23 protein-coding genes and 1 pseudogene are annotated in these 22,034 nt (G+C 41.4%); 1 reads left to right on the top strand and 23 read right to left on the bottom strand.

Annotated features, from left to right (window positions below; translation table 11 throughout):
* Positions 1-44 precede the first annotated feature (44 nt).
* The 12 genes and pseudogenes from IHV11_RS21465 to IHV11_RS05920 form a co-directional block, all read right to left on the bottom strand.
* A pseudogene (locus IHV11_RS21465) lies at positions 45-317 on the bottom strand (GNAT family N-acetyltransferase); the annotation flags it as partial.
* Positions 318-618: 301 nt separating this feature from the next.
* Complete coding sequence (gene dinG / locus IHV11_RS05970; protein WP_197193971.1) at positions 619-3,426, bottom strand: ATP-dependent DNA helicase DinG; 2,808 nt, start codon at positions 3,424-3,426, stop codon at positions 619-621.
* A 40-nt stretch (positions 3,427-3,466) separates the two neighbouring features.
* On the bottom strand, positions 3,467-3,850 hold the full coding sequence (gene panD / locus IHV11_RS05965) for an aspartate 1-decarboxylase (protein ID WP_066395605.1): 384 nt from the start codon (positions 3,848-3,850) through the stop codon (positions 3,467-3,469).
* Positions 3,835-4,719, bottom strand: coding sequence for a pantoate--beta-alanine ligase (gene panC, locus IHV11_RS05960; protein WP_197193970.1), 885 nt, complete (start codon positions 4,717-4,719; stop codon positions 3,835-3,837). Before panC ends, panD begins: the two co-directional genes overlap by 16 nt.
* On the bottom strand, positions 4,716-5,555 hold the full coding sequence (gene panB / locus IHV11_RS05955) for a 3-methyl-2-oxobutanoate hydroxymethyltransferase (RefSeq protein WP_197194926.1): 840 nt from the start codon (positions 5,553-5,555) through the stop codon (positions 4,716-4,718). Before panB ends, panC begins: the two co-directional genes overlap by 4 nt.
* A 487-nt stretch (positions 5,556-6,042) precedes the next feature.
* Positions 6,043-7,029: a biotin--[acetyl-CoA-carboxylase] ligase gene (locus IHV11_RS05950; protein WP_197193969.1), complete on the bottom strand. Its 987-nt coding sequence runs from the start codon at positions 7,027-7,029 to the stop codon at positions 6,043-6,045.
* Entirely contained in the window at positions 7,017-8,198 is a 1,182-nt protein-coding gene (locus IHV11_RS05945) for a CCA tRNA nucleotidyltransferase (protein ID WP_197193968.1), read from the bottom strand. The genes IHV11_RS05950 and IHV11_RS05945 overlap by 13 nt, the downstream gene beginning before the upstream one ends.
* Positions 8,195-9,334 carry an N-acetyl-alpha-D-glucosaminyl L-malate synthase BshA gene (gene bshA, locus IHV11_RS05940; protein ID WP_197193967.1) on the bottom strand — a complete coding sequence of 380 codons (1,140 nt, stop codon included), beginning with the start codon at positions 9,332-9,334 and terminating at the stop codon, positions 8,195-8,197. Before bshA ends, IHV11_RS05945 begins: the two co-directional genes overlap by 4 nt.
* A gap of 11 nt (positions 9,335-9,345) precedes the next feature.
* Positions 9,346-10,038 carry a bacillithiol biosynthesis deacetylase BshB1 gene (gene bshB1, locus IHV11_RS05935; RefSeq protein WP_197193966.1) on the bottom strand — a complete coding sequence of 231 codons (693 nt, stop codon included), beginning with the start codon at positions 10,036-10,038 and terminating at the stop codon, positions 9,346-9,348.
* Positions 10,035-10,451: a methylglyoxal synthase gene (gene mgsA / locus IHV11_RS05930; RefSeq protein ID WP_197193965.1), complete on the bottom strand. Its 417-nt coding sequence runs from the start codon at positions 10,449-10,451 to the stop codon at positions 10,035-10,037. The genes bshB1 and mgsA overlap by 4 nt, the downstream gene beginning before the upstream one ends.
* An 11-nt stretch (positions 10,452-10,462) precedes the next feature.
* A complete protein-coding gene (gene dapB / locus IHV11_RS05925) occupies positions 10,463-11,266 on the bottom strand; it encodes a 4-hydroxy-tetrahydrodipicolinate reductase (RefSeq protein WP_197193964.1) in 804 nt (267 codons plus the stop codon).
* The gene (locus tag IHV11_RS05920; protein WP_137789064.1) at positions 11,259-11,603 is read right to left on the bottom strand and encodes a nucleotide pyrophosphohydrolase; all 345 of its coding nucleotides are present in this window, start codon (positions 11,601-11,603) and stop codon (positions 11,259-11,261) included. Before IHV11_RS05920 ends, dapB begins: the two co-directional genes overlap by 8 nt.
* A gap of 142 nt (positions 11,604-11,745) precedes the next feature.
* On the opposite strand from IHV11_RS05920, the gene IHV11_RS05915 reads away from it, so the two are divergent.
* A complete protein-coding gene (locus IHV11_RS05915; RefSeq protein WP_197130611.1) occupies positions 11,746-12,618 on the top strand; it encodes a YitT family protein in 873 nt (290 codons plus the stop codon).
* A 48-nt stretch (positions 12,619-12,666) separates the two neighbouring features.
* Here the strand turns inward: IHV11_RS05915 and IHV11_RS05910 are convergent, their stop codons facing one another.
* The 11 genes from IHV11_RS05910 to hisC form a co-directional block, all read right to left on the bottom strand.
* Positions 12,667-13,347, bottom strand: a complete 681-nt coding sequence (locus IHV11_RS05910) for a zinc metallopeptidase (protein WP_137789062.1) — start codon at positions 13,345-13,347, stop codon at positions 12,667-12,669.
* 93 nt (positions 13,348-13,440) lie between these two features.
* The gene (locus tag IHV11_RS05905; RefSeq protein WP_197193963.1) at positions 13,441-14,235 is read right to left on the bottom strand and encodes a sporulation protein YpjB; all 795 of its coding nucleotides are present in this window, start codon (positions 14,233-14,235) and stop codon (positions 13,441-13,443) included.
* 85 nt (positions 14,236-14,320) lie between these two features.
* Positions 14,321-14,887: a DUF1405 domain-containing protein gene (locus IHV11_RS05900; RefSeq protein ID WP_197130618.1), complete on the bottom strand. Its 567-nt coding sequence runs from the start codon at positions 14,885-14,887 to the stop codon at positions 14,321-14,323.
* 80 nt (positions 14,888-14,967) lie between these two features.
* Positions 14,968-15,735, bottom strand: a complete 768-nt coding sequence (locus IHV11_RS05895) for a menaquinol-cytochrome c reductase cytochrome b/c subunit (protein ID WP_197130621.1) — start codon at positions 15,733-15,735, stop codon at positions 14,968-14,970.
* Positions 15,736-15,783: 48 nt separating this feature from the next.
* Positions 15,784-16,455 carry a menaquinol-cytochrome c reductase cytochrome b subunit gene (gene qcrB / locus IHV11_RS05890; RefSeq protein ID WP_066241815.1) on the bottom strand — a complete coding sequence of 224 codons (672 nt, stop codon included), beginning with the start codon at positions 16,453-16,455 and terminating at the stop codon, positions 15,784-15,786.
* A gap of 3 nt (positions 16,456-16,458) precedes the next feature.
* A complete protein-coding gene (locus tag IHV11_RS05885; protein ID WP_137789058.1) occupies positions 16,459-16,962 on the bottom strand; it encodes a ubiquinol-cytochrome c reductase iron-sulfur subunit in 504 nt (167 codons plus the stop codon).
* 119 nt (positions 16,963-17,081) lie between these two features.
* A complete protein-coding gene (locus tag IHV11_RS05880; protein ID WP_197193962.1) occupies positions 17,082-17,546 on the bottom strand; it encodes a YpiF family protein in 465 nt (154 codons plus the stop codon).
* Positions 17,547-17,854: 308 nt separating this feature from the next.
* Entirely contained in the window at positions 17,855-18,406 is a 552-nt protein-coding gene (locus IHV11_RS05875) for a ReoY family proteolytic degradation factor (protein ID WP_197130627.1), read from the bottom strand.
* Between the two features lie 90 nt (positions 18,407-18,496).
* Positions 18,497-19,750 (bottom strand): tetratricopeptide repeat protein, encoded by a 1,254-nt coding sequence (locus tag IHV11_RS05870; protein ID WP_197193961.1) that lies wholly within the window; start codon positions 19,748-19,750, stop codon positions 18,497-18,499.
* A gap of 37 nt (positions 19,751-19,787) precedes the next feature.
* Positions 19,788-20,660 carry a hypothetical protein gene (locus IHV11_RS05865; protein ID WP_197193960.1) on the bottom strand — a complete coding sequence of 291 codons (873 nt, stop codon included), beginning with the start codon at positions 20,658-20,660 and terminating at the stop codon, positions 19,788-19,790.
* A 261-nt stretch (positions 20,661-20,921) separates the two neighbouring features.
* Positions 20,922-22,028 carry a histidinol-phosphate transaminase gene (gene hisC, locus IHV11_RS05860; RefSeq protein WP_197193959.1) on the bottom strand — a complete coding sequence of 369 codons (1,107 nt, stop codon included), beginning with the start codon at positions 22,026-22,028 and terminating at the stop codon, positions 20,922-20,924.
* Between the last annotated feature and the right edge of the window lie 6 nt (positions 22,029-22,034).

Raw genomic sequence — 22,034 nt, 5'->3', positions numbered from 1 at the left:
ATCACCTCTTTTAGAAAGAGGTGACTGCTTTTAAAAGTTAATAGCTACAAATACTTTTTAAAACCTTTACTGACCGATCCATCAAAGCCTTCTCTTTCAAAAAACTGATGAGCTCTGTCTCGCTTTGTGCTACTCAAGAGCATGATTCTGTGACAGTCCATCGAACGGCAATAATCTTCAGCATGTTGTAAAAGTTTTCTCCCTATATTCCTACCACGAAAACACTCATGTACGATAATATTTTCAATCACTCCATATGGACGAAAACCATGCAAGGCTTGAAGGCATATGTTTAACGTCATCGTTCCCAATAATCCTTCATCATCTTCTTAAACAAACAAAAAATTGTAGTGAGCCTTCTTGATCACTTCAATCTGTTCTTCTCTGACATTCATCTTTTTACTTTTTGGCACTAACATTCAGTAAAGTTCGAACAATTCATCTTTATCCCTTTTTTCAGCCTCACGAATCATACAGGATACTCCTTCTATACATTTATGATGTATTTGATTCGTTAAAGGGAGAAAGATGTCCTCCTATCCTCACCTTTTTTGCATGAAACAAAAATGGAGGGTAAAGAAAAAAAGAAGAAGCAAAAAACCTGCTTCTTCTTTCAGCTTATTCCATCCACTCATCCAGTTCTGACACGAGTTCATCGATCGGTTTGATCGATACCGGTAGTTTTGGCAGCGATTGAATGAAGGATTTTCCGTATCTCGTCTCGATCATTCTTCGGTCGAACACGAATACGGCTCCTTTATCTCGGCTGCTTCTTACCAATCGGCCGAATCCTTGCTTAAAACGAATGATCGCTTGCGGAAGGGAAAGATCATAGAACGGATTTCCGCCTTCTACTTTCAACTTCTCGCTTTTCGCGGCCATCACAGGCTGATCTGGCGGTGTAAACGGCAATCGTATAATCACGAGGCAGGAAAGATCATCACCCGGAATATCGATTCCCTCCCAAAAACTGTTCGTCCCAAACAGGATGCTGTTATCAAAACGCTGGAAGTTCTTTGTAAGACGCGCCCGGCTTCCAGAGTCAACGCCTTGCGCGATCAATACGAACTCTTCGGCATCCATCAAGCTTTTGAACGCTCCGTGTGTCTCTCGCAACATCTCGTAAGAAGTGAACAGAACGAGCATACGCCCTTTCGTTACTTTTGCGATCTCGTAGAGAGAAGACGAGATTTTTTTAACGAACGTTTTCTGATCCACTTCATTAATGAGCGGAATGTCTGTAGGCACCATCAACTTCGCTTGTTTTTCATATTGAAACGGTGAAGGCAGCTGTGCGCTGATCGGACCAAAGTCTAATAGTCCAAGCCTCTCACTCAAGTAACGGAAACTGTTCTTTACACTCATCGTCGCAGAAGTGAGTACAACCGAGCTCTTCTTACCAAAGAACTTATCAGCTAGAATCTGATCGATTTCAACAGGCTTCGCAAAGAGTGTAACCGCATGTCTTGGTCCTTTTGACTCTGCTTCCATCCAATACACTTCTTCAGATAACGGACAAGTCAATAAGTGATGAAGATCTGTCATCTCGTCCTGCAGATCGTTTAAGATGCCTTCTAGGTCGACTAAGAAACCTTTTTGCTGAACCGTTAGATGTTCTTCGTATTGATCAAAGCTCTTCAAAACACGTTTTACAGGCTTCACAAGATCACCCATAAACTGACGTGCCCGTGCTTCCATCTCTAGAACTGGTTCCCAAGCGGCAGCCTCGATATCTTCTTTCGTATAACGAAGCGTTAATTTCGTCAACTCAGTTGAGCGAGACGATTTGGCTTTGCGTAGACAGATCGTCTTAATCTGCTTGAAGATCTCATCAAGCTCGTTCTTCACATCAGAAAATAGTGAATCCCAATTAGCAAGATGATGTTCGTATTTTGGAACTTCAAGAAGATCACAGATCTCTCTGAACGTATTCATCATGCCATCTCCATCCGTCTGAGATAGACGGTCTAGGAGCTTAACGAATGAAAAATAATCTGTTTCTTTTCCAAAATGATCGCTTACGACTTCTTCCACATGGTGAGCCTCATCCAAGACCACTTCTTTATATGCTGGCAACAGTTGATTATCAGACTTCAAGTCGGTAAACAACAACGCATGATTCGTGATCACAAGGTCTGATTCATGAGCGGCTCTTCGCTGCTTGTGATAATAACATCTGGAGAACCAAGGACATCTATGGTTCAAGCAAGAATTGGCATCACTTTTAACCGTGTTCCAAAACAGCTTTCCGCCTGACGCCATCGACAGCTCTTCTACGTCGCCCGTCTCTGTTTCTGTTAGCCAGACGATCAGTTGTGCTTTTGTGAAGTTCATATCGTAATTATCATCGTGATGATCCATTAGCGTATGTTCAAATTTTCTTAAACACAGATAATGGTTTCTTCCTTTAAGAAGAGTCGCTGTAAAATCAAAAGGCATAATTCTTTTCAACAGCGGAACATCGCGTTCTAACAGCTGTTGCTGAAGCTGGACGGTATGTGTAGAAACGACAAGCGGTCGGTCTTTTTCCTTCGCATGCCGAATACCCGGTATGAGATATCCGAGCGATTTTCCTACACCCGTTCCCGCCTCTATCACAAGGTGCTGATTGGTATGAAGTGCTTCGTCAACGAGTTCGACCATTCTCTGCTGACTTTTCCGCACTTCGTAATGCTGCATATGTTGCTGAAGCTGATCATGAACCTCTTCATCTTTAAACTCTGTAAAATCATCATCTGAAGATTGTACAAAATCCGGTCTCTTTTTTAGAGCGAGTTTTCGGAAAAAATCAAACGTCTCTTCATCTGCTAAAAAAGCTGACTTCTCCGCGATCATATCACCTACGATGCTTTCTAAAGAACTCTGCAGTTTCTTTAGAAAAGGTGTGAGCCTCTCGAGTGTTGCGAGTGGGAGATTTTCTAGCTTTTCTAATAGATGAATCAAGAGTCTTGCAGTTACTTCTGCATCACTGTCAGCTTGATGCGGGTTAAGGTGTTCTAATCCTAAATAATCAGCAAGCATCCCTAGCTGGTAGCCATCTGCTCCTAAAAGAAGCAGTCTTGACATCTCAACTGTATCGATCAGCGGCATGGATAGCCGCGAATAGCCAGCATGGTCGAGTTCACCTTGCAGAAACGAATAATCAAACATCACATTATGGGCAACAAAATAAGCTCCTTCTAACATCTGAAGGAGCTTTGGTGCCACTTCTTCAAACAACGGGGCATCTTTCACCATTTCATCGTTGATGCCCGTCAATTGCTCAATAAATGGGGGGATGGGAACGCCTGGCTGGATGAACGTAGAGAATCTGTCCGTTATCTTTCCTGCCTCAACGGCGACCGCACCGATCTGGATAATTCGGTCTCCTTTTGCTGCTGAATTTCCTGTTGTTTCAAAATCGATAACGACAAATCGCCGTGTCATAGCCTTCACCTCATTCCCCTGTGGCTTGTTTTATATCGAATTAATAAATAGTAGCCTCAGGTTCAACTCCGAGCATCTCTTGTACACGATTGTTCTTATCCATAATCGCAACTTTCGGTACATGATGTCTTGCTTCGGTCTCATCATACATTCCGTAGGAAATAACAATAACAACATCCCCTTCTTGCACGAGACGTGCTGCAGCGCCATTTAAGCACATCACACCAGAACCTCGTTTTCCAGGGATAATATACGTTTCAAAACGTGCGCCATTATTATTATTTACAATTTGAACTTTTTCGTTCGGAATCATATCAACAGCATCCAAAATATCTTCATCGATCGTGATGCTGCCAACATAGTTTAAATTAGATTCAGTCACCGTAGCACGGTGGATCTTACCCTTCATTAACGTACGGAACATGTTTCTTCCTCGCTTTCTAGTCTACTTAAAATGTTGTCTAAGATGACATTATCAATCAAACGCGCTTTGCTGAACTTTACAGCTACAGCAATGATCAACTTTTTTGATTCTGGTGTAGGAGGAAGAAGTTCAGGATACGAAAGAATCTTGCAATAATCTACAATACCGCTCGTATGTTCCTCCAAGTATTTTATCATCTTTTGTTCGGTCTCACCACTATCACCCTCTAAAAGCCATTTTTTCGCTTTTACAAGAGATTCACTCAGATGAGCCGCTTCTTTTCTTTCCGTGTCATTGAGATACACGTTTCTAGAACTCATCGCAAGACCGTCAGCCTCACGCTTTGTCTCACACCCGATCACTTTTATTGGGAAGTTAAAGTCTTCAACAAGACCTTCAATGACAGCTACTTGCTGCGCATCTTTCAACCCAAAATAAGCGAAATCTGGAGACACGATATGAAACAGCTTTGTGAGTACTGTCGCCACACCATCGAAGTGTCCTACTCGACTTTCCCCACAAAGCGCATCCACTCGTTTGTTTACAGAAACAGTTACGACGGATTCGTGAGGGTACATCTCTTTCGTATCCGGAAAAAATAATACATCTGCTCCAGCTTTCAATGCCAATTTCTGATCACGATCAAGGTCACGAGGATATCTGTCAAAATCTTCGTTCGGTCCAAATTGCAGCGGATTAACAAAGATACTGACAACAATCACATCAGATTCTTTCTTCGCGCGTTCGATCAGTGATAGATGGCCGTCATGAAGATAGCCCATCGTTGGTACGAATCCTATCACTTTTCCCGCTCTTTTTTCTTCAGAGATCCATTTTTGCATGTCTTTAATAGAATTGATCTGTTTCACGATTGAACTCCTCCGTACAGAGAATGAAGCGTTTCAGCCTTCATATTAAAACTGTGGCTTTCTTCCGGAAATTGCTGTTTTCTTACGTCTTCTTTATATTGTAAAAGTCCTTCTACCATAACATCCTTCACGTTTCCGTACGTTTTCACAAACTTCGGTACATGGTGAAAACCATAGCCGATCATATCGTGGTAGACGAGGACCTGCCCATCTGTATGTTTACCTGCACCTATTCCGATAACAGGAATTCTTAGTTTTTTTGTTACGATCTCAGCCAACTGCTGCGGAACACATTCCAAAACGATCGCGAACGCACCAGCTTTTTCAAGCAACAAACTCTCTTCGATGAGTCGCTCTGCATCTCTTTCTTCCTTTCCTTGAACACCATAACCGCCCATCACACCTACCATCTGAGGTGTTAGACCAAGGTGTCCCATGACAGGAACTCCAGCGTCAGTCAACCGTTCAACCGTCTGAACAATCTGTTTTCCGCCTTCTACTTTGACTGCAGAAGCACCGCTTTCTTGAAGAATTCTACGCGCGTTGTTCAGCGTTTCATCAATCGAGCCGTGATACGTCATAAACGGCATATCCGTCACGATAAACGTGTTCGGCGCGCCGCGCTTTACCGCTTTTGTATGATGGATCATATCTTCCATCGTAACAGGTATCGTTGAATCATAGCCAAGCACGACCATGCCAAGAGAATCTCCGACTAACAAAAGATCCATCTCCGCTTTTTCACAGATAACCCCAGTCGGGTAATCATAAGCCGTTACCATCGTGATCTTTTCGCCATCTCTCTTCATCTTAAGAAAACTTTTCGTCGTTTTCATCATAAAGCCTCCCTGTTTTTTGTTAGGCTTTTTCCATAAGCAGTTGTTTTTAAATTTTTTGTTATTGTTAAGTTCTTTCTAAAGATTATTGCTATTTGAAACTTAATCCTCATTGCAAGTTGATTGTAGCGGAAGGTTGCCGACTCCTGCGGGACGAGCGGACAGGTGAGACCCTTAATGGCGCGAAGCGGCAAGGGGCTCACCGGTCGCCCCGCGGAAAGCGAGCAACCTGAAGCGGAAATCAACATCTCTCAAAAACAACAGTGCATTACAGAAATTGCCTCTAACAGGGCCAGAAGTGCAAAAAACCTTCTTTCCAATAGAGGAAGAAGGCATAGGAAAAATCCTAGACTTTTATTGTTTGCTCCCTCTGTCCCGGTCCTAAATTTGGATCTAGGCAGATATAAGGTTTGTGGTCAAAACTAGACAAGATTAGTGCAGTTCCACATGGATACCGCCTACAACTTTATTTTATCACGGACTTTCCTCAAGTAGAAGGAAATTCGATATCTGCTGAATAGATGGAGTGTACGACACCATTGTCATCTTCTAAAAGCAAAACACCTTCTTCAGTGATTCCTTTGGCATAACCCGTGATCGCCCCTGTTATGGATCTTGCTGTAATTCGTTTACCTAAACTGAACGCACGGGATTCCCATAATAGCTTGATAACACCAAACCCGTTTTCAAGATATTGATGGTACAAAGCTTCGATCTCTTGAAGAAGAACCCCAACCACTTCAGCTCGCTTGAATGATTGCCCGCTTTCAATCGCTAGACTTGTAGCGATCTCGCTGATCTCATCTGAAAAGTGCTGTCGTTCTTGATTCACATTGATCCCGATCCCAACAATTACCGAGTGAATAGAATCTGCTTCTGCTTGTAGTTCTGTTAAGATGCCAGCTGACTTTTTACCGCTGATCAAAATGTCGTTCGGCCATTTAATCGCTGCTTCAATGCCTGATACTTTTTCGATCGCTTTTGAGACAGCTACCGCGATAAGCAATGTAAGCTGAGGCGCTTTTTGAAGTGGAATGTTAGGCTTTAAGATCAAGCTCATCCAAACTCCTGTCCCCTTAGGAGATTGCCACGCTCTCCCTAGCCGTCCTCTGCCACCGGTCTGTTCGTCAGCGAGTACGATGCTTCCTTCGACCGCGCCATCTCTAGCAAGAGCATGTGCGATCTCTTGTGTACTTTTTACAGATTCTCTGTACGTAATCTTCTTTCCGAATGTGCCGTCACCCGTAAATAATGACACTTCTTCAGCAGTTACAGCATCAGGAGACGTGATCAAACGGTATCCTCTCTTCTGAACGGCTTCGATCGTGTAGCCGTTCTTACGAAGTTCTGAAATGTGTTTCCAGATCGCGGTTCTCGAACAATCCAGCCTGTTGCTGATCTCTTGACCTGAAACAAACTTTCCTTCTTGTTCTGTAAGCATGTGCAACAGTGCTTCTTTCATCATGGCTCCCACCTTTTTACCCAATCCTTTAGTACGGATGAGCTGAGGGCTAGTTCTCCCTCAACGATTTTTTTCTCCATCTCTTCTAAAAGCTTCCCCAACCAAATTCCAGGTTTTCGTTGTGTGATCTCTGATATTTCCTTACCGTCTAGTGGAATATCTTTTCTAGATGTGATCGGAATCTCGCTATATCGCTGTTTAAGTTGAGCGCTTTCTTCATCATAATCTTTCTTTTCGATCGCACTTTTTAACGTGATGCTTGATAATGCCGTCTCCAAGCCAAAACGGTACAAATCCATCTTGCTCCAGGAAGTAATACGATAGGCGGACATAAGCTCACCTACTTTTTTAATCATGTGATTTGGAAGTTTCCAGATCTTCAAAAATCCTCTAACATCACTCACATCAGATAACAGCAGGATAGCTGTCCATCTTTGTTCGTCAGATTCTAAATCGTTCCAATCAAAGTCCATAAACTGACCATTCTGTTTTTCTTGCATCATAGTAGGCATGTGATCTAAAACAAAGGATTCTTTCATAAACTTCAGTGCAATGCCCGCTTGTACACCTTGAAGCAGTTTGATGAACTCGATCGCAATTCGTTCTGTTGAAATACGACGAAGCAAGTATGCTTGATCTTTGATCGCACGCTTCGTTTCTGCTTCAATCGTCATGTTATATACACTCATGAACCGGCAAGCTCTCATGATACGAAGAGGATCTTCTGAAAAGCGCAGATTCGGATCTCCGACAGTCCGAATCTGCTCTCTCTTAAGATCTTCACGTCCGCCAAAGTGATCGATCAACTGAAAAGATGTATCCAGAGCCATCGCATTGAACGTAAAATCTCTTCTTGAGAGGTCTTCTTTTAGATCATCAACAAACCATACTTTTGATGGCCTTCTATAATCCCTATATTCATCTTCTTTTCTAAACGTTGTGACTTCATAAGATACAGATTCGTGTCTTACGATAACAGTTCCATGTTCGATACCGACCGGAATGGTCTTTGGAAAGATTCTTTGTACGTCTTCTGGTCTTGCCGAGCTCGCGATATCGATATCTTTGATCGGACGGTCGAGCAAGTGATCTCGCACACAGCCTCCAACAAAATAAGCTTTGTACCCTTTTTCTTCCAACCGTTTTAATACCGGTAAGGCATTTTGGAACATTTCGTTCATACCGTACGATCCTCTACTAAGGAATAATAAATATCTTCATAGATGGAGACGATTTTGTCAGATAAGAAGTTTTCTTTTACATGTCTTACCGAATTTTCTCTGAACGCCATTAGCTTTTCTTCATCCTGTAACAGTGCGAGCGCTTTTTGTGCTACCGATTCTGGATCACCTAGCTCCACCATATAACCAGTCTCGCCATCGACGATCACTTCCGGTATTCCACCAATATTAGTTCCAATAACAGGTACACCACATGCCATCGCTTCTAGCAGTACGAGTCCAAAGCTTTCTTTTTCAGATAGTAGCAACTTTAGATCACAGATCGAGAACAATTCACCGACATTCTCTTGTTTTCCTAAGAACAGCACATCCTCTTCAATATCCAGCTCACGTACGAGTTCGCATGCCGTTGTAAGTTCTGGACCATTTCCGATCAATAACAGTTTTGAAGATAGTTCTTTTCGAATGAGAGCAAAGGATTTGATCACATCTTCTAATCTTTTTACTTTTCTAAAATTAGAGATATGAACGATGACTTTTTCATTCTCTTCAATGCCGTATGTTTGTCTCAATTCAGCATTATTGCTTCTTCTGTAATACACTCTTTCATCTACAAAGTTATGTACAGGAATGATGTCTTTGTTGATATTTAAAAGCTCTAGCGTATCTGCTTTCAGCTGATGAGAAACAGATGTAACCACATCCGATTTCTCAATACCGAACTTGATCATCTCACTTAGTGAAGGATCGTATCCGAGTACTGTAATATCAGTTCCGTGTAGGGTTGTAACGATCTTCATCTCATCGTTGAGCATCTGTTTTGCTAACACCGCACAAACGGCATGTGGCACGGCGTAATGTACATGAAGAAGGTCAAGCTTTTCTCTTTTCGCTACTTCTGCCATCTTGCTAGCTAAAGCAAGATCATAAGGCGGATATTTGAAAACTGAATAATGGTTCACTTCAACTTCATGAAAGAAGATATTCGGATAGAATTTTCCTAAACGAAAAGGAACACTTGATGTAATAAAATGAATCTCATGTCCTTTTTCTGCTAATAGTTTTCCTAGTTCTGTTGCAACCACTCCTGATCCGCCTACGGTCGGATAACAAGTGATGCCGATTTTTAACGTCATAGACTTTCTCCTTATAAATGGTTAGTTATATAAGTTTGTTCTGGAATGAACCCTTCTGCATAACTCACACCAGCTTCAAGACCAAACAGTTTGTCACGGGATTCTACACGTTCGATGTACCCGTTCGTTAGGGGTGTATCGATACTTTCTAGCGTTTTTACAAACTGAGATGGATAAGCTTTCAATGCTTCGATCTTTGCATTGTATGACTCTGTTACGTTAACAAAGAGTTGTGGTCTCTCCACACTGTTGATCATGTAATAAAATATATTTTTTACTTTGTGTGCAGGCAGATGTTTTGGATCTTGAATATTTTTTATTCCGGCAGAAAAGACGGCTTCTTTTACGAGACGTGCACAGTTTGCGTGATCTGGATGACGATCGATCCAATAGGGAGCAAACACAAATTGAGGTTTATGCTCTCGAATAACTGAAACCAGTTTTAAAATATATTCTTCCTGCATATATAGGCCGCGGTCAGGTAACTGTAGGTTACTTCTTGTTCTTACTCCTAAAAGTTCAGCTGCTCTTTCAGCCTCTTTTTTCCGGATGTCGACGGTGCCGTTCGATGACAGTTCTGCTTCTGTTAAGTCACAGATGATCACGTCACGACCTCTCTCAGTTTCTGCTTTAATCGTAGCTCCCATGCCGATTTCTACATCATCTGCATGAGCGCCAAAGGCAAGCCAGCTTTCAACGGTCATTTTTTCTCTGACTCTCTTTCATCTATTATTTTTCTCCAATCCAGATCTCCTCGTTCGAGTGATCGAATAAAAAGTTCTGCTGAAGCCAAGTTTGTTGCGAGCGGAATCTGATATACATCACATAAACGCATCAGTGCAGATACATCAGGCTCATGAGGCTGTGCAGTCAACGGATCTCTGAAAAACAGTACAAGATCAAGATCATTTTCTGCGATCAATGCTCCGATCTGCTGATCGCCGCCTAAAGGACCAGATTGGAATCGTTTGATATCAAGCCCCGTCGCTTCATTTATTTTAAATCCCGTCGTTCCTGTCGCAAACAGGGTATGTTTTTTTAGGATCGGAGCATATGCGACGGTAAAATTAATCATATCGTTCTTTTTCTTATCGTGCGCAATAAGAGCTATCTTCATAGTATCCCCTCTTATTCCATAATATTTTCAAGGCCGTATACAAGACCTTCAATGTTCATAACACTTTCTACCGCTAATCGTACACCAGGCATGAAAGACGCTCTGTTCATAGAATCATGACGGATCGTTAAGACTTGACCCTCACCACCGAAGATGACTTCTTGATGCGCGACCAGTCCAGGTAATCTTACACTATGAATACGGATTCCTTCTAGTTCTGCGCCTCGTGCTCCTTTAAGGTCCTCTTTTTCATCAGGATGACCTTGTTTCTTTTCGTCTCGCACTTCTGTTATTAGTTGTGCTGTTTTTAATGCTGTTCCTGACGGCGCATCCAACTTTTGATCGTGATGCTTTTCAATGATCTCGATATCCGGAAGGTATTTCGCTGCCATTTGAGAGAACTTCATCATTAAAATGGCACCGATCGCAAAGTTTGGTGCGATGATGGCACCTGTTTGTTTTTCTTCAGCCAACGCTGTTAGACGTTCGAGATCTTCATTGGAAAAGCCTGTCGTTCCAATTACCGTGCGAAGACCATGGTTAAGCGCCAACTCAAGATGCTTTTTGCCGATATCCGGACGCGTGAGATCTACAACGACATCTGCTTTTACAGCAGCAAGGCAGTTTTCCATATCATCATATACGGGTGCCTCCATAGATTGCGGTGCACCTGAAAGATCTTTTACTTGAAGACCGTCATTCTTTGAATCTACAGCTGCCACAAGGTCAAAATGAGGAGTTTCCTCGATCATCTTCAACGCTTCTTGTCCCATCTTTCCTCGAGGTCCAGCAAGTATGATACGAATATTACTCATGAGTAGTCTCTCCTTCTTTTTTAGTCCATCTGTCTTTGTCTCGTGTTTCAAACTTATTCATTACTGTTTTTAACGCATCGTCAAGATCTATATCGAGGGAATTTGCCAGACAGATCAACACAAAGAACATATCTCCAAGTTCTTCTTCGACCGTCTTTTTATCCTCTGTTGATTTCTTCGGTTTCTCTCCATAGTGATGATTCACTTCACGGGCAAGCTCACCTAATTCTTCTGTTAATCGTGCGAGCATAGCTAAAGGACTGAAATAGCCTTCTTTAAACTGTGATATGTATTGATCTACAACGTCCTGACTCTCTTTTAATGTACGATTGGCCATGATGTTGACACTCCTCATTCAATATTAGTCTTCTTTATGTTATCGGTATTTTTTCTGTTTGACAAATTTCATGAAATTTCGCTTATAATAGGAAGGCATGACTAAAAACAACCTTAGTATCTTTGTAGAAAGTAGGCCTCATATGACTTATCCAATCAAACTAAAAAATATTTTATTTATCTTACTTGGTGCTGCCATCTTTTCGTTCGGAATCGTCCACTTTAATATGACGAACAATTTGGCCGAAGGTGGTTTTACAGGGATCACGCTTATTCTCTATTTTCTTTTCTCGATCGATCCTTCTTATTCTAACCTGGCACTCAACATTCCATTGTTTTTTGTTGGTTGGAAGTTGCTTGGCAGAAACGCCTTCATCTATACGATAATTGGAACCGTTGCCGTATCGGTGTTTCTGTTTATCTTCCAGCGTTTCTCTTTTGTTACGATCAACCTAAAAGAAGATATGACACTTGCTGCTTTGTTTGCAGGGGTATTTATCGGAGTCGGGCTAGGAATCATCTTCCGCTTTGGTGGAACGACAGGCGGAGTGGATATCATCGCGAGACTCGGTCATAAATTTCTAGGCTGGAGCATGGGTAAAACGATGTTCATCTTTGATTTCGTTGTTATCGTTGTCTCGTTAGTATATTTAAACTATAAAGAAGCGATGTACACACTCCTTGCTGTTTTCATCGGGGCACGTGTAATCGACTTTATGCAAGAAGGTGCTTATGCTGGTAAAGCGGTCATGATCTTTTCGGATAAGAATACCGAGATCGCAGCAGACATCATCAAAGAATTAGACCGTGGCGCAACCATCTTAAACGGTAAAGGTTCTTTTACAGGAAATATCCGGGAAGTACTTTACTGCGTGATCGCTAAGAACGAGATCGTCCGCATCAAGCAAGTGATAGAGCGCATTGATCCCCATGCATTTGTTACTGTAAATGATGTTCATGAAGTCATCGGAGAAGGTTTCACTTTAGATGCTGATAAGAATCCAATAGGCAGATAGAAAAAAAGCTCCCGATAAAGTATCGGGAGCTTTACTGTTCATTTAGAATTAGTCGTCTTGGTTCATCCCTAAGAACATGAAGATGAATCGTGCTAGCTCGAGTAATGCTACAAGAGCACCAGCTACATACGTTAAGGCAGCAGCGTTCAGTACTTTACGTGCTCCGCGCTCTTCGTTGTTGCGAATCAGACCTGTTGAAACGATCTGGTCCATGGCACGAGAGCTTGCATTAAACTCAACTGGCAGTGTTACGAATTGGAACAATACAGCTACTGACATGAAAATGATTCCTAGAAGGAACATATTCATTGAGCTTAAAAGCATACCGCCTAGAATCAATAGAAACGAAAAGTTAGATCCGATGTTAGCTACAGGAACTAGAGCATGTCTGAAGCGTAAGAATGCATATCCTTCAGCATCTTGAATCGCATGCCCTACTTCATGGGCTGCAACGGCTGCACCTGCAATCGAACTTCCGTAATAGTTATCTTCAGATAAACGAACAACTTTGCTGCGAGGGTCGTAATGATCAGATAGCATCCCTCTAACTGGCTCTACTTGAACACTGTAGAGTCCGTTTTGGTCTAAAATCTCTCTTGCTACTTCTGCACCTGTCTTTCCTGTGCTGTTACTCACCTTCGAATACTTTTTGTACGTGCTTTTCACTCGCATCTGAGCCCAGATTGGAACGATAAGCAAAATTGCGAAGTAGATTAAAAATCCACCCATCGTTGGCATTCCTCCATATAAAAAGCTTTTGATACTCACATTTTACGTTTTCAGCTCACAGTTTGTCAAAGAAAACGCATGACTCATGACCTACTAACGTTTATCCGGCACTCTCAATCCATCTTGCTGATCACCTTTGTATTTTCTCCATCCTACGTAAGCTAGTGTTGATGATATGATTCCACCAATTGAAAATATTAGCCAAAAGAGCGATGGCTCTGAGTTATCTTTTTTTGCGAAGAACAGTGCTTCAAAATCAGCAGCCGCTGTCTCAAGCTGTTTTTGATGAGCAGGATCCGTAAGAATCTGACTGCGGTTCGTATCAACGTAAGAAACATGTTCATCGAGCTTTTCTAGATCTTCATCTTTCAGGTCAACCATTAAAGCTGGTCTGACCGTTTCGTAACGTTCAAGTAAAAGATTGGCTGCTTGATGAAACGCCACCGAATCATCTTCACTGATTCCTTTTTCCATCGTGATAAAAGGCTCGAGCATCATCAGCCCTGTTTTTTTCCATAACGGTTCATAATCGGTCTGAAGGGCATCTACTAATAAACGAACTTCGGTAAGCTTGTTTAGCTTTTTTTCCTTCGACCACTCGGGATTCTGAAGAGAAGATACAGCATCTCTGAACGTGTATTCTACGAGACGCTTCTGTTCAGGTCTTAAGGACAAGACTTCTTCTATATGAGTGATATTAGCTGATGTAAACTGCAGCACGCCAGCTGCTTCTTCATATCGTTCTATCTTACCAAGCTCCCAGATCTCACTCGTAAGCTCATTTATCTCAGACCATTCCTTCGTCTCTGTATGATTTGATGCAAATGCTGGCATAGCAAGTCCAAATACCATACAAAGAACCATCAATGCCCATCCAAACCTTCTCATCCGTTGTCCCTCCTGTACCCTTATACTTAAAACGTATGAGAGCTGGGACAAGGATAGACCTATTAATAAGGAATTGGAACGTGTTCTACGCTTTTCTCATCTTCCAAACAATGAAGATGGATAACGCAGATAACCAAAAGGTCAAGTATCCGATCATGTCTTGATACGGATCAAGAATGTCATATCGCGGCATCATATCAAACACGTAGTCGATGATTTCGTTATGAAATAGAACGAGTGCAGCAAGCGTTACATGCCAACCCTTGATCTTATAAAATGGAGCGTATAACAGACCTTGAACCGCCATACCGAGGTGTGAAAAGATAAGCATGTAGTTTATAAGATCCAAAGGCGTTCCAACAAAAGCACCACCAAGATTCATCCCCACTGCCCATATGCCATACTTAAAAAGCGTCGCAACGGCCAATGCCTCGATCACTCCATGCTGCTTATCCCTCAAAAACCCGATGATGACAAAGACAAAAAACAGAGATGCTGTTGGACTATCGGGTACGAACGGCAAAAAGTACCACGGTGTTTCTTGAAGCTGATAGAGGTACCAATAGTAACCGTAGATCGTGCCTAGTATGTTGATTAAAAGAAGTGCTAGTAAGAACATTCGATCCATGATGATCGCTCGAATCCAGGCCATAACCACATACTCCTTTATCATTACTGTCTTTCGAATTCATTCAGAAAAAAGCCGGCCCATACCGAGCCGGCTTCAAACATTTACTTCTGTTCTAGTTTTGAGATGAATTCTGCTAATTGTTTTAGCTCATCATCAGAACCTTTAAACGCATTCGGCGGCATGCCTGGTGGCTTACCTTCTTTTGCGATTTTCATGATTTCTTCAGGCTTCAAACCTGTTCCGATCAATGATGGTCCTGATGCTCCACCTGATAACGTGTTACCGTGACAACCTACGCAGCTCTGCTTTTGGTAGATCTTGTAGCCAGGGTCGTTTTCATCAAAACTTACATCAACGATCTTACCTTGAGTCTTCGCTTTTTCCCAATCGTGTGTCACAACAGATTCCCATGTTAGATATGTAACAGAGATCAAACCTAATAACATTAATCCAGTTGCGATCGGACGTTTAGAAGGACGTCGCTCCAACCCTTTGTCCAGGAATGGCGCAAGCATTAACGCACCAAATGCTAGACCCGGTATAATAACAGTACCGATAAGAACATAATCCCCTGCCGCATACTTGTACTTCAGAAGCTGGTATAAAAATAGGAAGTACCAGTCTGGTAGAGGAATATATCCAGCATCGGTAGGATCTGCTTTTTTCTCCAAAGGAGATTCATGGACAATTGTTAGGATAAGGTATCCGATCAAGAATACAGCTCCTACCATCCATTCTTTTAAAAGAAAGTTTGGCCAGAACGCTTCCGTTTTTCCTGGAAACTCCGAATAATCTTTTGGAATATTCGGCTTGCGCTCAGCAGGGACACGAGAGTCACCGACAAACTTCATTCCTTTACCGCGATGCATATATTTCCCTCCTTTGCTCTTATGAAACTTTAAATCTTATGTTTGTTCTTACAACGGTCCGGAAATACCTTGTTTACGGATCATTAAGAAATGGGCACCCATCAAGCCTAATAATGCTGCAGGAAGGAAGAATACGTGAATCGCAAAGAATCGCGTAAGCGTCTGTGCTCCGATAATCTCTCCACCGGCAAGGAATGTCTTTGCGATCGGACCAACAACAGGAATCGTCATAGCGATCTCAATTCCTACCTTAGTCGCAAATAGCGCTTTCATATCCCAAGGTAATAGATAACCTGTAAAACCTAAACCTAACATAACAAAGAAAATAAGTACTCCAACAACCCAGTTTAATTCTCTTGGCTTCTTATAAGCTCCCTGGAAAAATACGCGCAATGTATGTAGAAACATCATTACGATAACAAGGCTCGCGCCCCAGTGGTGCATTCCGCGTACGATCACTCCAAATGCCACTTCATTTTGCAGGTAATATACGGATTCCCAAGCATTCACGATATCAGGCACATAGTACATCGTTAAAAACATACCTGAAAGAATTTGGATAACCGTGATGAAGAAAGTTAATCCACCGAAACAGTAAACAAACGCAGAAAAATGATGTGCGGGGTTTACGTGTTCAGGTACTTCATGGTCTGCAACATCTCTCCAAAGCGGCGTAATATCCAGGCGCTCATCTACCCAGTCATAAATCTTTTGTAGCATTCATTACGCCCCCTTTCTTGGTTTTGCCTTTCCTAAATAAAGCTTTCCATCTTTCACCTGGCTGTCATATACATCAAGTGGTGCAAGAGGTGCAGTTCCCTTAACATTCGTTCCATCCTTCGTATAACGGCCTAAGTGGCAAGGACAGAAGAACTGGTTAGGGTGCGATGGATCTGTATTCCAGTCTACCGTACAACCTAGATGTTTACAGATTGGAGAAAGTGCGATAAAATCACCATTCTTCGCTTTATAAACCCAGGCAGATTGAGTGACATCAGACTCGTACCAGCCATCTTTTTGTTTGATTTTAAAATCGAAACGCTTTGGTTCGTTCGCAATCTCTTCCACGCTCGTAACCGCTACCAATTCTTGATCTGTTCCCTCTTTCAAAATCGGATCAAGGGCGAAACGGACCATTGGCATAAGCATGCCGGCAGCCATAAATCCACCTACGCCAGTTAATGTGTAGTTTAAGAACTGACGTCTTGAAATATCTTCCTTTGACATTGTTTTCCCCCCCTTATGCTGTAAATGACGGTCCATCCGGACTTTTACACACATATTACTAGGACATAAACATGATAGCTTATGTTGTCTTTTAATGTCAATATGACATGTGGTAAATATTACGAATTTATACTCCTCTGCCAATCGTTGAAAATAAGCTGAAACAACGGTTTTACCTGCTCTTTTATCACTTCTAATTTATACTTCTCGTCCATTGTTTCTAGCGGCAGAGCGGGTACCCAAAACAATTGTCCCGAAAGTTGCTGTTCGAATTCCTTCCAATACACATCGCTAGTCATCAGAAAGATATGTTTGAAATGGCCGGAATTTTTTACGTGCTCTAAGAAACTAGTTAATCGTTCAAGAGCCCCTTCATTTTTTACGTATGTAAAATTAGGGGACAAAAACAACCTGCCATGCAGCTGACGCTCGATCTCTGACGTTAGCAATTCTGTATACTCGGACATCGTCACACTCGATTTGAAGTCGTGAGAGAAGCTGACTGGTGTTAACGGAATCAGTATCGAATCTACATACTCACCAGATTTTAAGAATACATCTGCGTCTTTTGTTTTCCATTTCATAAAAAAATCTCCTTACTTGGTATGTACTGCTTCTTATCGTACCATATTTCTCTCTAGCATAATGTGGTTGGCTAAGAAAATAGGTAGATTTGTAGATGTCGAAATAAATCTAAGTTTGTCGACTTGCGGATAAAGTGATCAAACTTTTGGATTGCAGGCTAAAACTTCTGGATTCAAAGCCTGATTTCGTGGATTGGGTGCAATATTCCATGGTCAAGATTTAAAAATATTGCGCGCACACGTTAGCACACAAGCCACATAGCCCACAAAAAAGACGACCCTTTTTCTTAAGAGTCGTCTTCACACAACTAGGATGGCTGTTTTTCTAAACTTTTTAGTTCATTGGTCCATTTTGTAAAACTATCATAATCCTTTTGGTCTAGTGCTGCATCGATCTTCGCCATAATATCATTCTTGCGGTAGGTTTCAATCGACTTCTCTAAGACCATTTCCGCCCAGATGCCGTATTTTTTGTCCATAGACATGTTCTGTGGCAAGTGTGGATTCTCTTCTAATACAGAAGCGTACTCGGGCGTCAGACGTGATGCGTTAAAATTAAGCTCAAGATAGATCTCTTCTTCTTGGTTCAAGCGGATGTCGTGAAATGATTTTTCGGCATCAGTCGTTAGAACATTTTGCTTGTAAAAACGGAACGGAACTCCGTCTGTGCATTGAGTTGACATGATTATGGCCTTTGGACAATATTCAGCTTTCTCTACAAAATGTACCTTCTCCATCAGTTGGTCATCACTAACTAAATAGTTTAATAACCAAACACATTCGCGCTTCTTTAACTGATAATGATTAAGGAACCATTTGATAAAATCCTTTTTTTCAAGGACCGAAACGGTGCTGCTCATTGCAATCCCCCCATCATTCAAAAACACGTCATCTTGATAATAAATATATTCTCTCACTGCTCGTAAAATCCTTCTTCACTTCAGAAAGTTTTAAAAATCTTCCAATCGATTTAAAACGTCTTCAATATCGTCTCGTTCTGGGCTTTTGTTCAACAGATTCTGCAGAATAGATTTTGCTTTCTTCTGGTCGCCTTCCTCGATGAGGAAATAAGCATATTCTTCTAAGAACACCGGGTCCTCAGTAAATAACAGAGATGCTTTTTCGTACCATTTTGCGGCTTCATTATAATCTTCAGTTTCTTTGTTTGCTGTAGCGAGATGCCAATACATGAGCGGTATCTCCTCTTTTGTTTCAGCAAGTGATTTGTAGAGACTGAGCAGATCATCAAATCGTTCTTCAGAAATGTACTGATCTCCTAACCGCAATAACGGTTCTATACGTGTAGGATTGAGTTCAAGTGCTTGTTTCACCCACTGTTCTCCTTGATCAGGATTGTGCAGTTTATAAGCTAACCTTGCAGCTTGAAGATAGATATTCTCGTTATGTTCATCTCTCTTTAACCCTTCAGAGATTACGTCATATGCTTCTGTTAGTGCTCCTTCTTCTTCATATGCTTCAGATAGTACACTATAAAGGGTTGTATAATCAGGATCCATGTCTTTTAGTTCCTCAAGACTTGCGATCGCTTCTTTAAACTCACCTGCTTTAAAAGCAGTTACTCCATGACCAAACAAACTGTAAAGGTCTTTATGGTGATCCAGACCTTTTCTGTAGTATGGAAGTGATTCCTCAAACTTACCTGCTCTGCTTAGTGCTTCGGCATATCTTAATGTAACATCTTCTATTTCAGCTTTTTCGTCGATCGCTACTTTTAATAGTGGCAAACTTGAATCAAATTTACCTTGCCTTAAATAAAAATCACCTAGAGCATAAGCGAGTACAGGATGTTTCTGGTCCTTTTGATGCGCTTCTGTCAACTTACGTTCTGCTACTTCTGTCAGTCCAAGACTTTCATAAAGATCAGCTTGAAGGATGAGTGCTCTTAAATATTCGTCATCTTCTTCTGTTACTTGGTCCAAATACTCGATCGCTTTCTCATCCATGCCTTCATCTAAGCAACATTCTGCAATGGATACGAGCAACTCTCCATCTCCAGGGTATTTTTCTAGCAACTCATTAAAAAGGTTCATCGCTTCTGTTGTATGACCCCAGTTCAAGTAAACTTCTGCGATTTCAAATTTTTCTGGGTCGCCTGCTTTTTGTTTTAGTTTATCTAATAAGCTCATCCCTTTTTCGACGTCACCATGTTCGACAAGCCTTATTGCATCTTGGATTTCGTTCACTAATAAAACTCCCTTATCCCTTGTATTCTTGTGACTATTATACACGAGATATAAGAGATTCTCCAAAACGACGCGGCTTTACTACAATAATTTCTTTTCCATATCCCTGGTGCTTCTCTGGAACATTCTCTGAAAAGACGATTGTGCCTCTTACGATTACAGCCTGTAACGTATCATTCAAACCATCCGTACGGTAAATACAATAGTCTGCATCACTGCCAGCGAACAGACCGCCTTTTACAGGGTATAGACCAAGCATCTTTAAACTAGGCAACGAGATCGGTTCTGCTTCACTCAAATCATGAAAAAGTGTTGGAATTTGATGTTTAATAGATAGCTCGTTCCATTTTCTTTGCCACGTTTTTTTCAACTTCTGATCCATGTCTGATGGAAAGGTTGGGAAGATCACTGTTCCATAACTAAAATTTGCTTCACTGATCCTCTCCCAGATCACATGTGTTAACTGAGTAAAATCTTTACAGATCAACTCGATGAACGGAATTCTCTGCTTTCGGCAAAAACTTATCATTTGTGGAGTGATTTTTTCTGGAGACATGCTAAGACCCATACAATAGTCTATCGAACTGGATATTAATAAGTGCCTCGTTCGTTTCAGCTCTGTTTCAGCTTCATGTAAGTAGCTGACTTCAGCAGATGTTAGAAGAGTGGTCGTACCCATTCTAACTCGTTCACCCAGATTCTGCCTTACCTTTTCAATAGGCAATCTATTTAATGACATAAGAGGACTGATATGCCCAGGAATCATCTTTAAACCATGCATAGACATCTTCATCACATTCATTCTAAGAGGGCCCTGTGAGACGTAGGAGATTTTTTGAGAGTCTACTAGATAGGAAAGAACAGTATCTGTACCGAGCGATTGCAGCGGGCGCTCAATAATATATCGCATAGCTCGCCTCCTTTTTTTCTCTATAGGACAAGTTATGATAGAAACGAGATTTTTATGATAGAAAATATAGTGGAAATAAAAAATGAGGACAAAAAAAGTCCTGACATGTAAGCGCTGTCAGGAAAGTATAATATGGATAGGAGTGGAGAGAAACCATATTACATTCATTATAAATAGAGCTTATTTAAAATGCAACACTTTTTTGAAAATTATGAAAATAGCCCGATATTAGCAAAAACGATCGGGCTATTTTAAGAGACCTTATTTGTTTACTTTCTCTACAACAGAGTCAATATACGTTCCTAAATGTTCGATGATCTCTTTGTTTTGTTCTTCTTCACCGACTGTGATTCGTATCATAGTAGGAAACCCTAATGCACTTCCTGATCGAACAATATATCCTTTACGCAAAAGATAATCAAACGCTTTATCTGCATCAGATTTTACGTCGATCAGGATAAAGTTTGCTTCAGAAGGATAGTACAACAGTCCTTTATCATCACAAAATGCATAAAACAGTTCAAGACTTTTCCTGTTTTTCTCTTTACATTCTCTAATGAACGTATCATCTTCCAATGCTCCGATCGCAGCAACTTGAGCGATTCTAGATGTGTTGAAAGGTTCTCTAGCTGGCTCGATATACTGGATGATGGAAGATGCAGCGACTCCATATCCAATTCGAAGCGCAGCTAGTCCATGGGCTTTTGAGAACGTTCTTAAGATCACTAGATTACTGTACTTCTCCAAGTAATCTAGCGTGTTTGGATAATCAGCAGCTGATACATATTCGTAATAAGCTTCGTCACTTACTACAATCACGTCTGACGGTACTTTTTCCATAAAGCTTACAAACTCTGACTCCGGAATATAGTTTCCAGTCGGGTTGTTCGGGTTGCAAAGCCAGACGATTCTCGTATTTTGATCGATCGCTTCAAGCATTGCATCTAGATCATGATTGCCTTCGTTCAACTGAACCTCTCTCACTTCAGCTCCTTCAATAACAGCATTATGTCTGTATTGTGGAAAAGTAGGAGCTGCCATCACGGTATTGGTTTCAGGAGATAGATACGCACGACAAAGAATTTGTACCACTTCATCTGACCCGTTTCCAAAAATGATCTGGTCTTGTTTCACTTGAAGTTGGTTTGAGAGTTTTTCTCTAAGCTCAGCTGAATAACCGTCAGGATATACATGAAGCTGTGAGAGCTCCTCTCTTATCTTTTCTTTCGCAAGATCCGAACATCCATAAGGGTTCTCGTTTGAAGCGAGTTTTACGATTTTCTCTAGTCCTAGTTCACGCTTCACTTCTTCTACTGGTTTACCTGGTTTGTAAGGTTTTAAAGATAACAACTGCTGTTTCGGCTGCATTTTCCC

Origin of the sequence: Fictibacillus sp. 26RED30 (assembly GCF_015903845.1) — a bacterium.
Classification (GTDB): Bacteria; Bacillota; Bacilli; order Bacillales; family Fictibacillaceae; genus Fictibacillus; species Fictibacillus phosphorivorans.
Note: the sequence above shows the minus strand (reverse complement) of the source record. Positions and strands in the feature narration are given on the sequence as shown.

Coding starts and splice junctions, on each gene's coding strand:
- dinG (WP_197193971.1), bottom strand. CDS start 3,426: ATGACACGGCGATTTGTCGTTATCGATTTTGAAACAACAGGAAATTCA.
- panD (WP_066395605.1), bottom strand. CDS start 3,850: ATGTTCCGTACGTTAATGAAGGGTAAGATCCACCGTGCTACGGTGACT.
- panB (WP_197194926.1), bottom strand. CDS start 5,555: ATGAAAACGACGAAAAGTTTTCTTAAGATGAAGAGAGATGGCGAAAAG.
- IHV11_RS05945 (WP_197193968.1), bottom strand. CDS start 8,198: ATGAACGAAATGTTCCAAAATGCCTTACCGGTATTAAAACGGTTGGAA.
- bshA (WP_197193967.1), bottom strand. CDS start 9,334: ATGACGTTAAAAATCGGCATCACTTGTTATCCGACCGTAGGCGGATCA.
- bshB1 (WP_197193966.1), bottom strand. CDS start 10,038: ATGACCGTTGAAAGCTGGCTTGCCTTTGGCGCTCATGCAGATGATGTA.
- mgsA (WP_197193965.1), bottom strand. CDS start 10,451: ATGAAGATAGCTCTTATTGCGCACGATAAGAAAAAGAACGATATGATT.
- dapB (WP_197193964.1), bottom strand. CDS start 11,266: ATGAGTAATATTCGTATCATACTTGCTGGACCTCGAGGAAAGATGGGA.
- IHV11_RS05920 (WP_137789064.1), bottom strand. CDS start 11,603: ATGGCCAATCGTACATTAAAAGAGAGTCAGGACGTTGTAGATCAATAC.
- IHV11_RS05915 (WP_197130611.1), top strand. CDS start 11,746: ATGACTTATCCAATCAAACTAAAAAATATTTTATTTATCTTACTTGGT.
- IHV11_RS05910 (WP_137789062.1), bottom strand. CDS start 13,347: ATGGGTGGATTTTTAATCTACTTCGCAATTTTGCTTATCGTTCCAATC.
- IHV11_RS05905 (WP_197193963.1), bottom strand. CDS start 14,235: ATGAGAAGGTTTGGATGGGCATTGATGGTTCTTTGTATGGTATTTGGA.
- IHV11_RS05900 (WP_197130618.1), bottom strand. CDS start 14,887: ATGGCCTGGATTCGAGCGATCATCATGGATCGAATGTTCTTACTAGCA.
- IHV11_RS05895 (WP_197130621.1), bottom strand. CDS start 15,735: ATGCATCGCGGTAAAGGAATGAAGTTTGTCGGTGACTCTCGTGTCCCT.
- qcrB (WP_066241815.1), bottom strand. CDS start 16,455: ATGCTACAAAAGATTTATGACTGGGTAGATGAGCGCCTGGATATTACG.
- IHV11_RS05885 (WP_137789058.1), bottom strand. CDS start 16,962: ATGTCAAAGGAAGATATTTCAAGACGTCAGTTCTTAAACTACACATTA.
- IHV11_RS05880 (WP_197193962.1), bottom strand. CDS start 17,546: ATGAAATGGAAAACAAAAGACGCAGATGTATTCTTAAAATCTGGTGAG.
- IHV11_RS05875 (WP_197130627.1), bottom strand. CDS start 18,406: ATGAGCAGCACCGTTTCGGTCCTTGAAAAAAAGGATTTTATCAAATGG.
- IHV11_RS05865 (WP_197193960.1), bottom strand. CDS start 20,660: ATGCGATATATTATTGAGCGCCCGCTGCAATCGCTCGGTACAGATACT.
- hisC (WP_197193959.1), bottom strand. CDS start 22,028: ATGCAGCCGAAACAGCAGTTGTTATCTTTAAAACCTTACAAACCAGGT.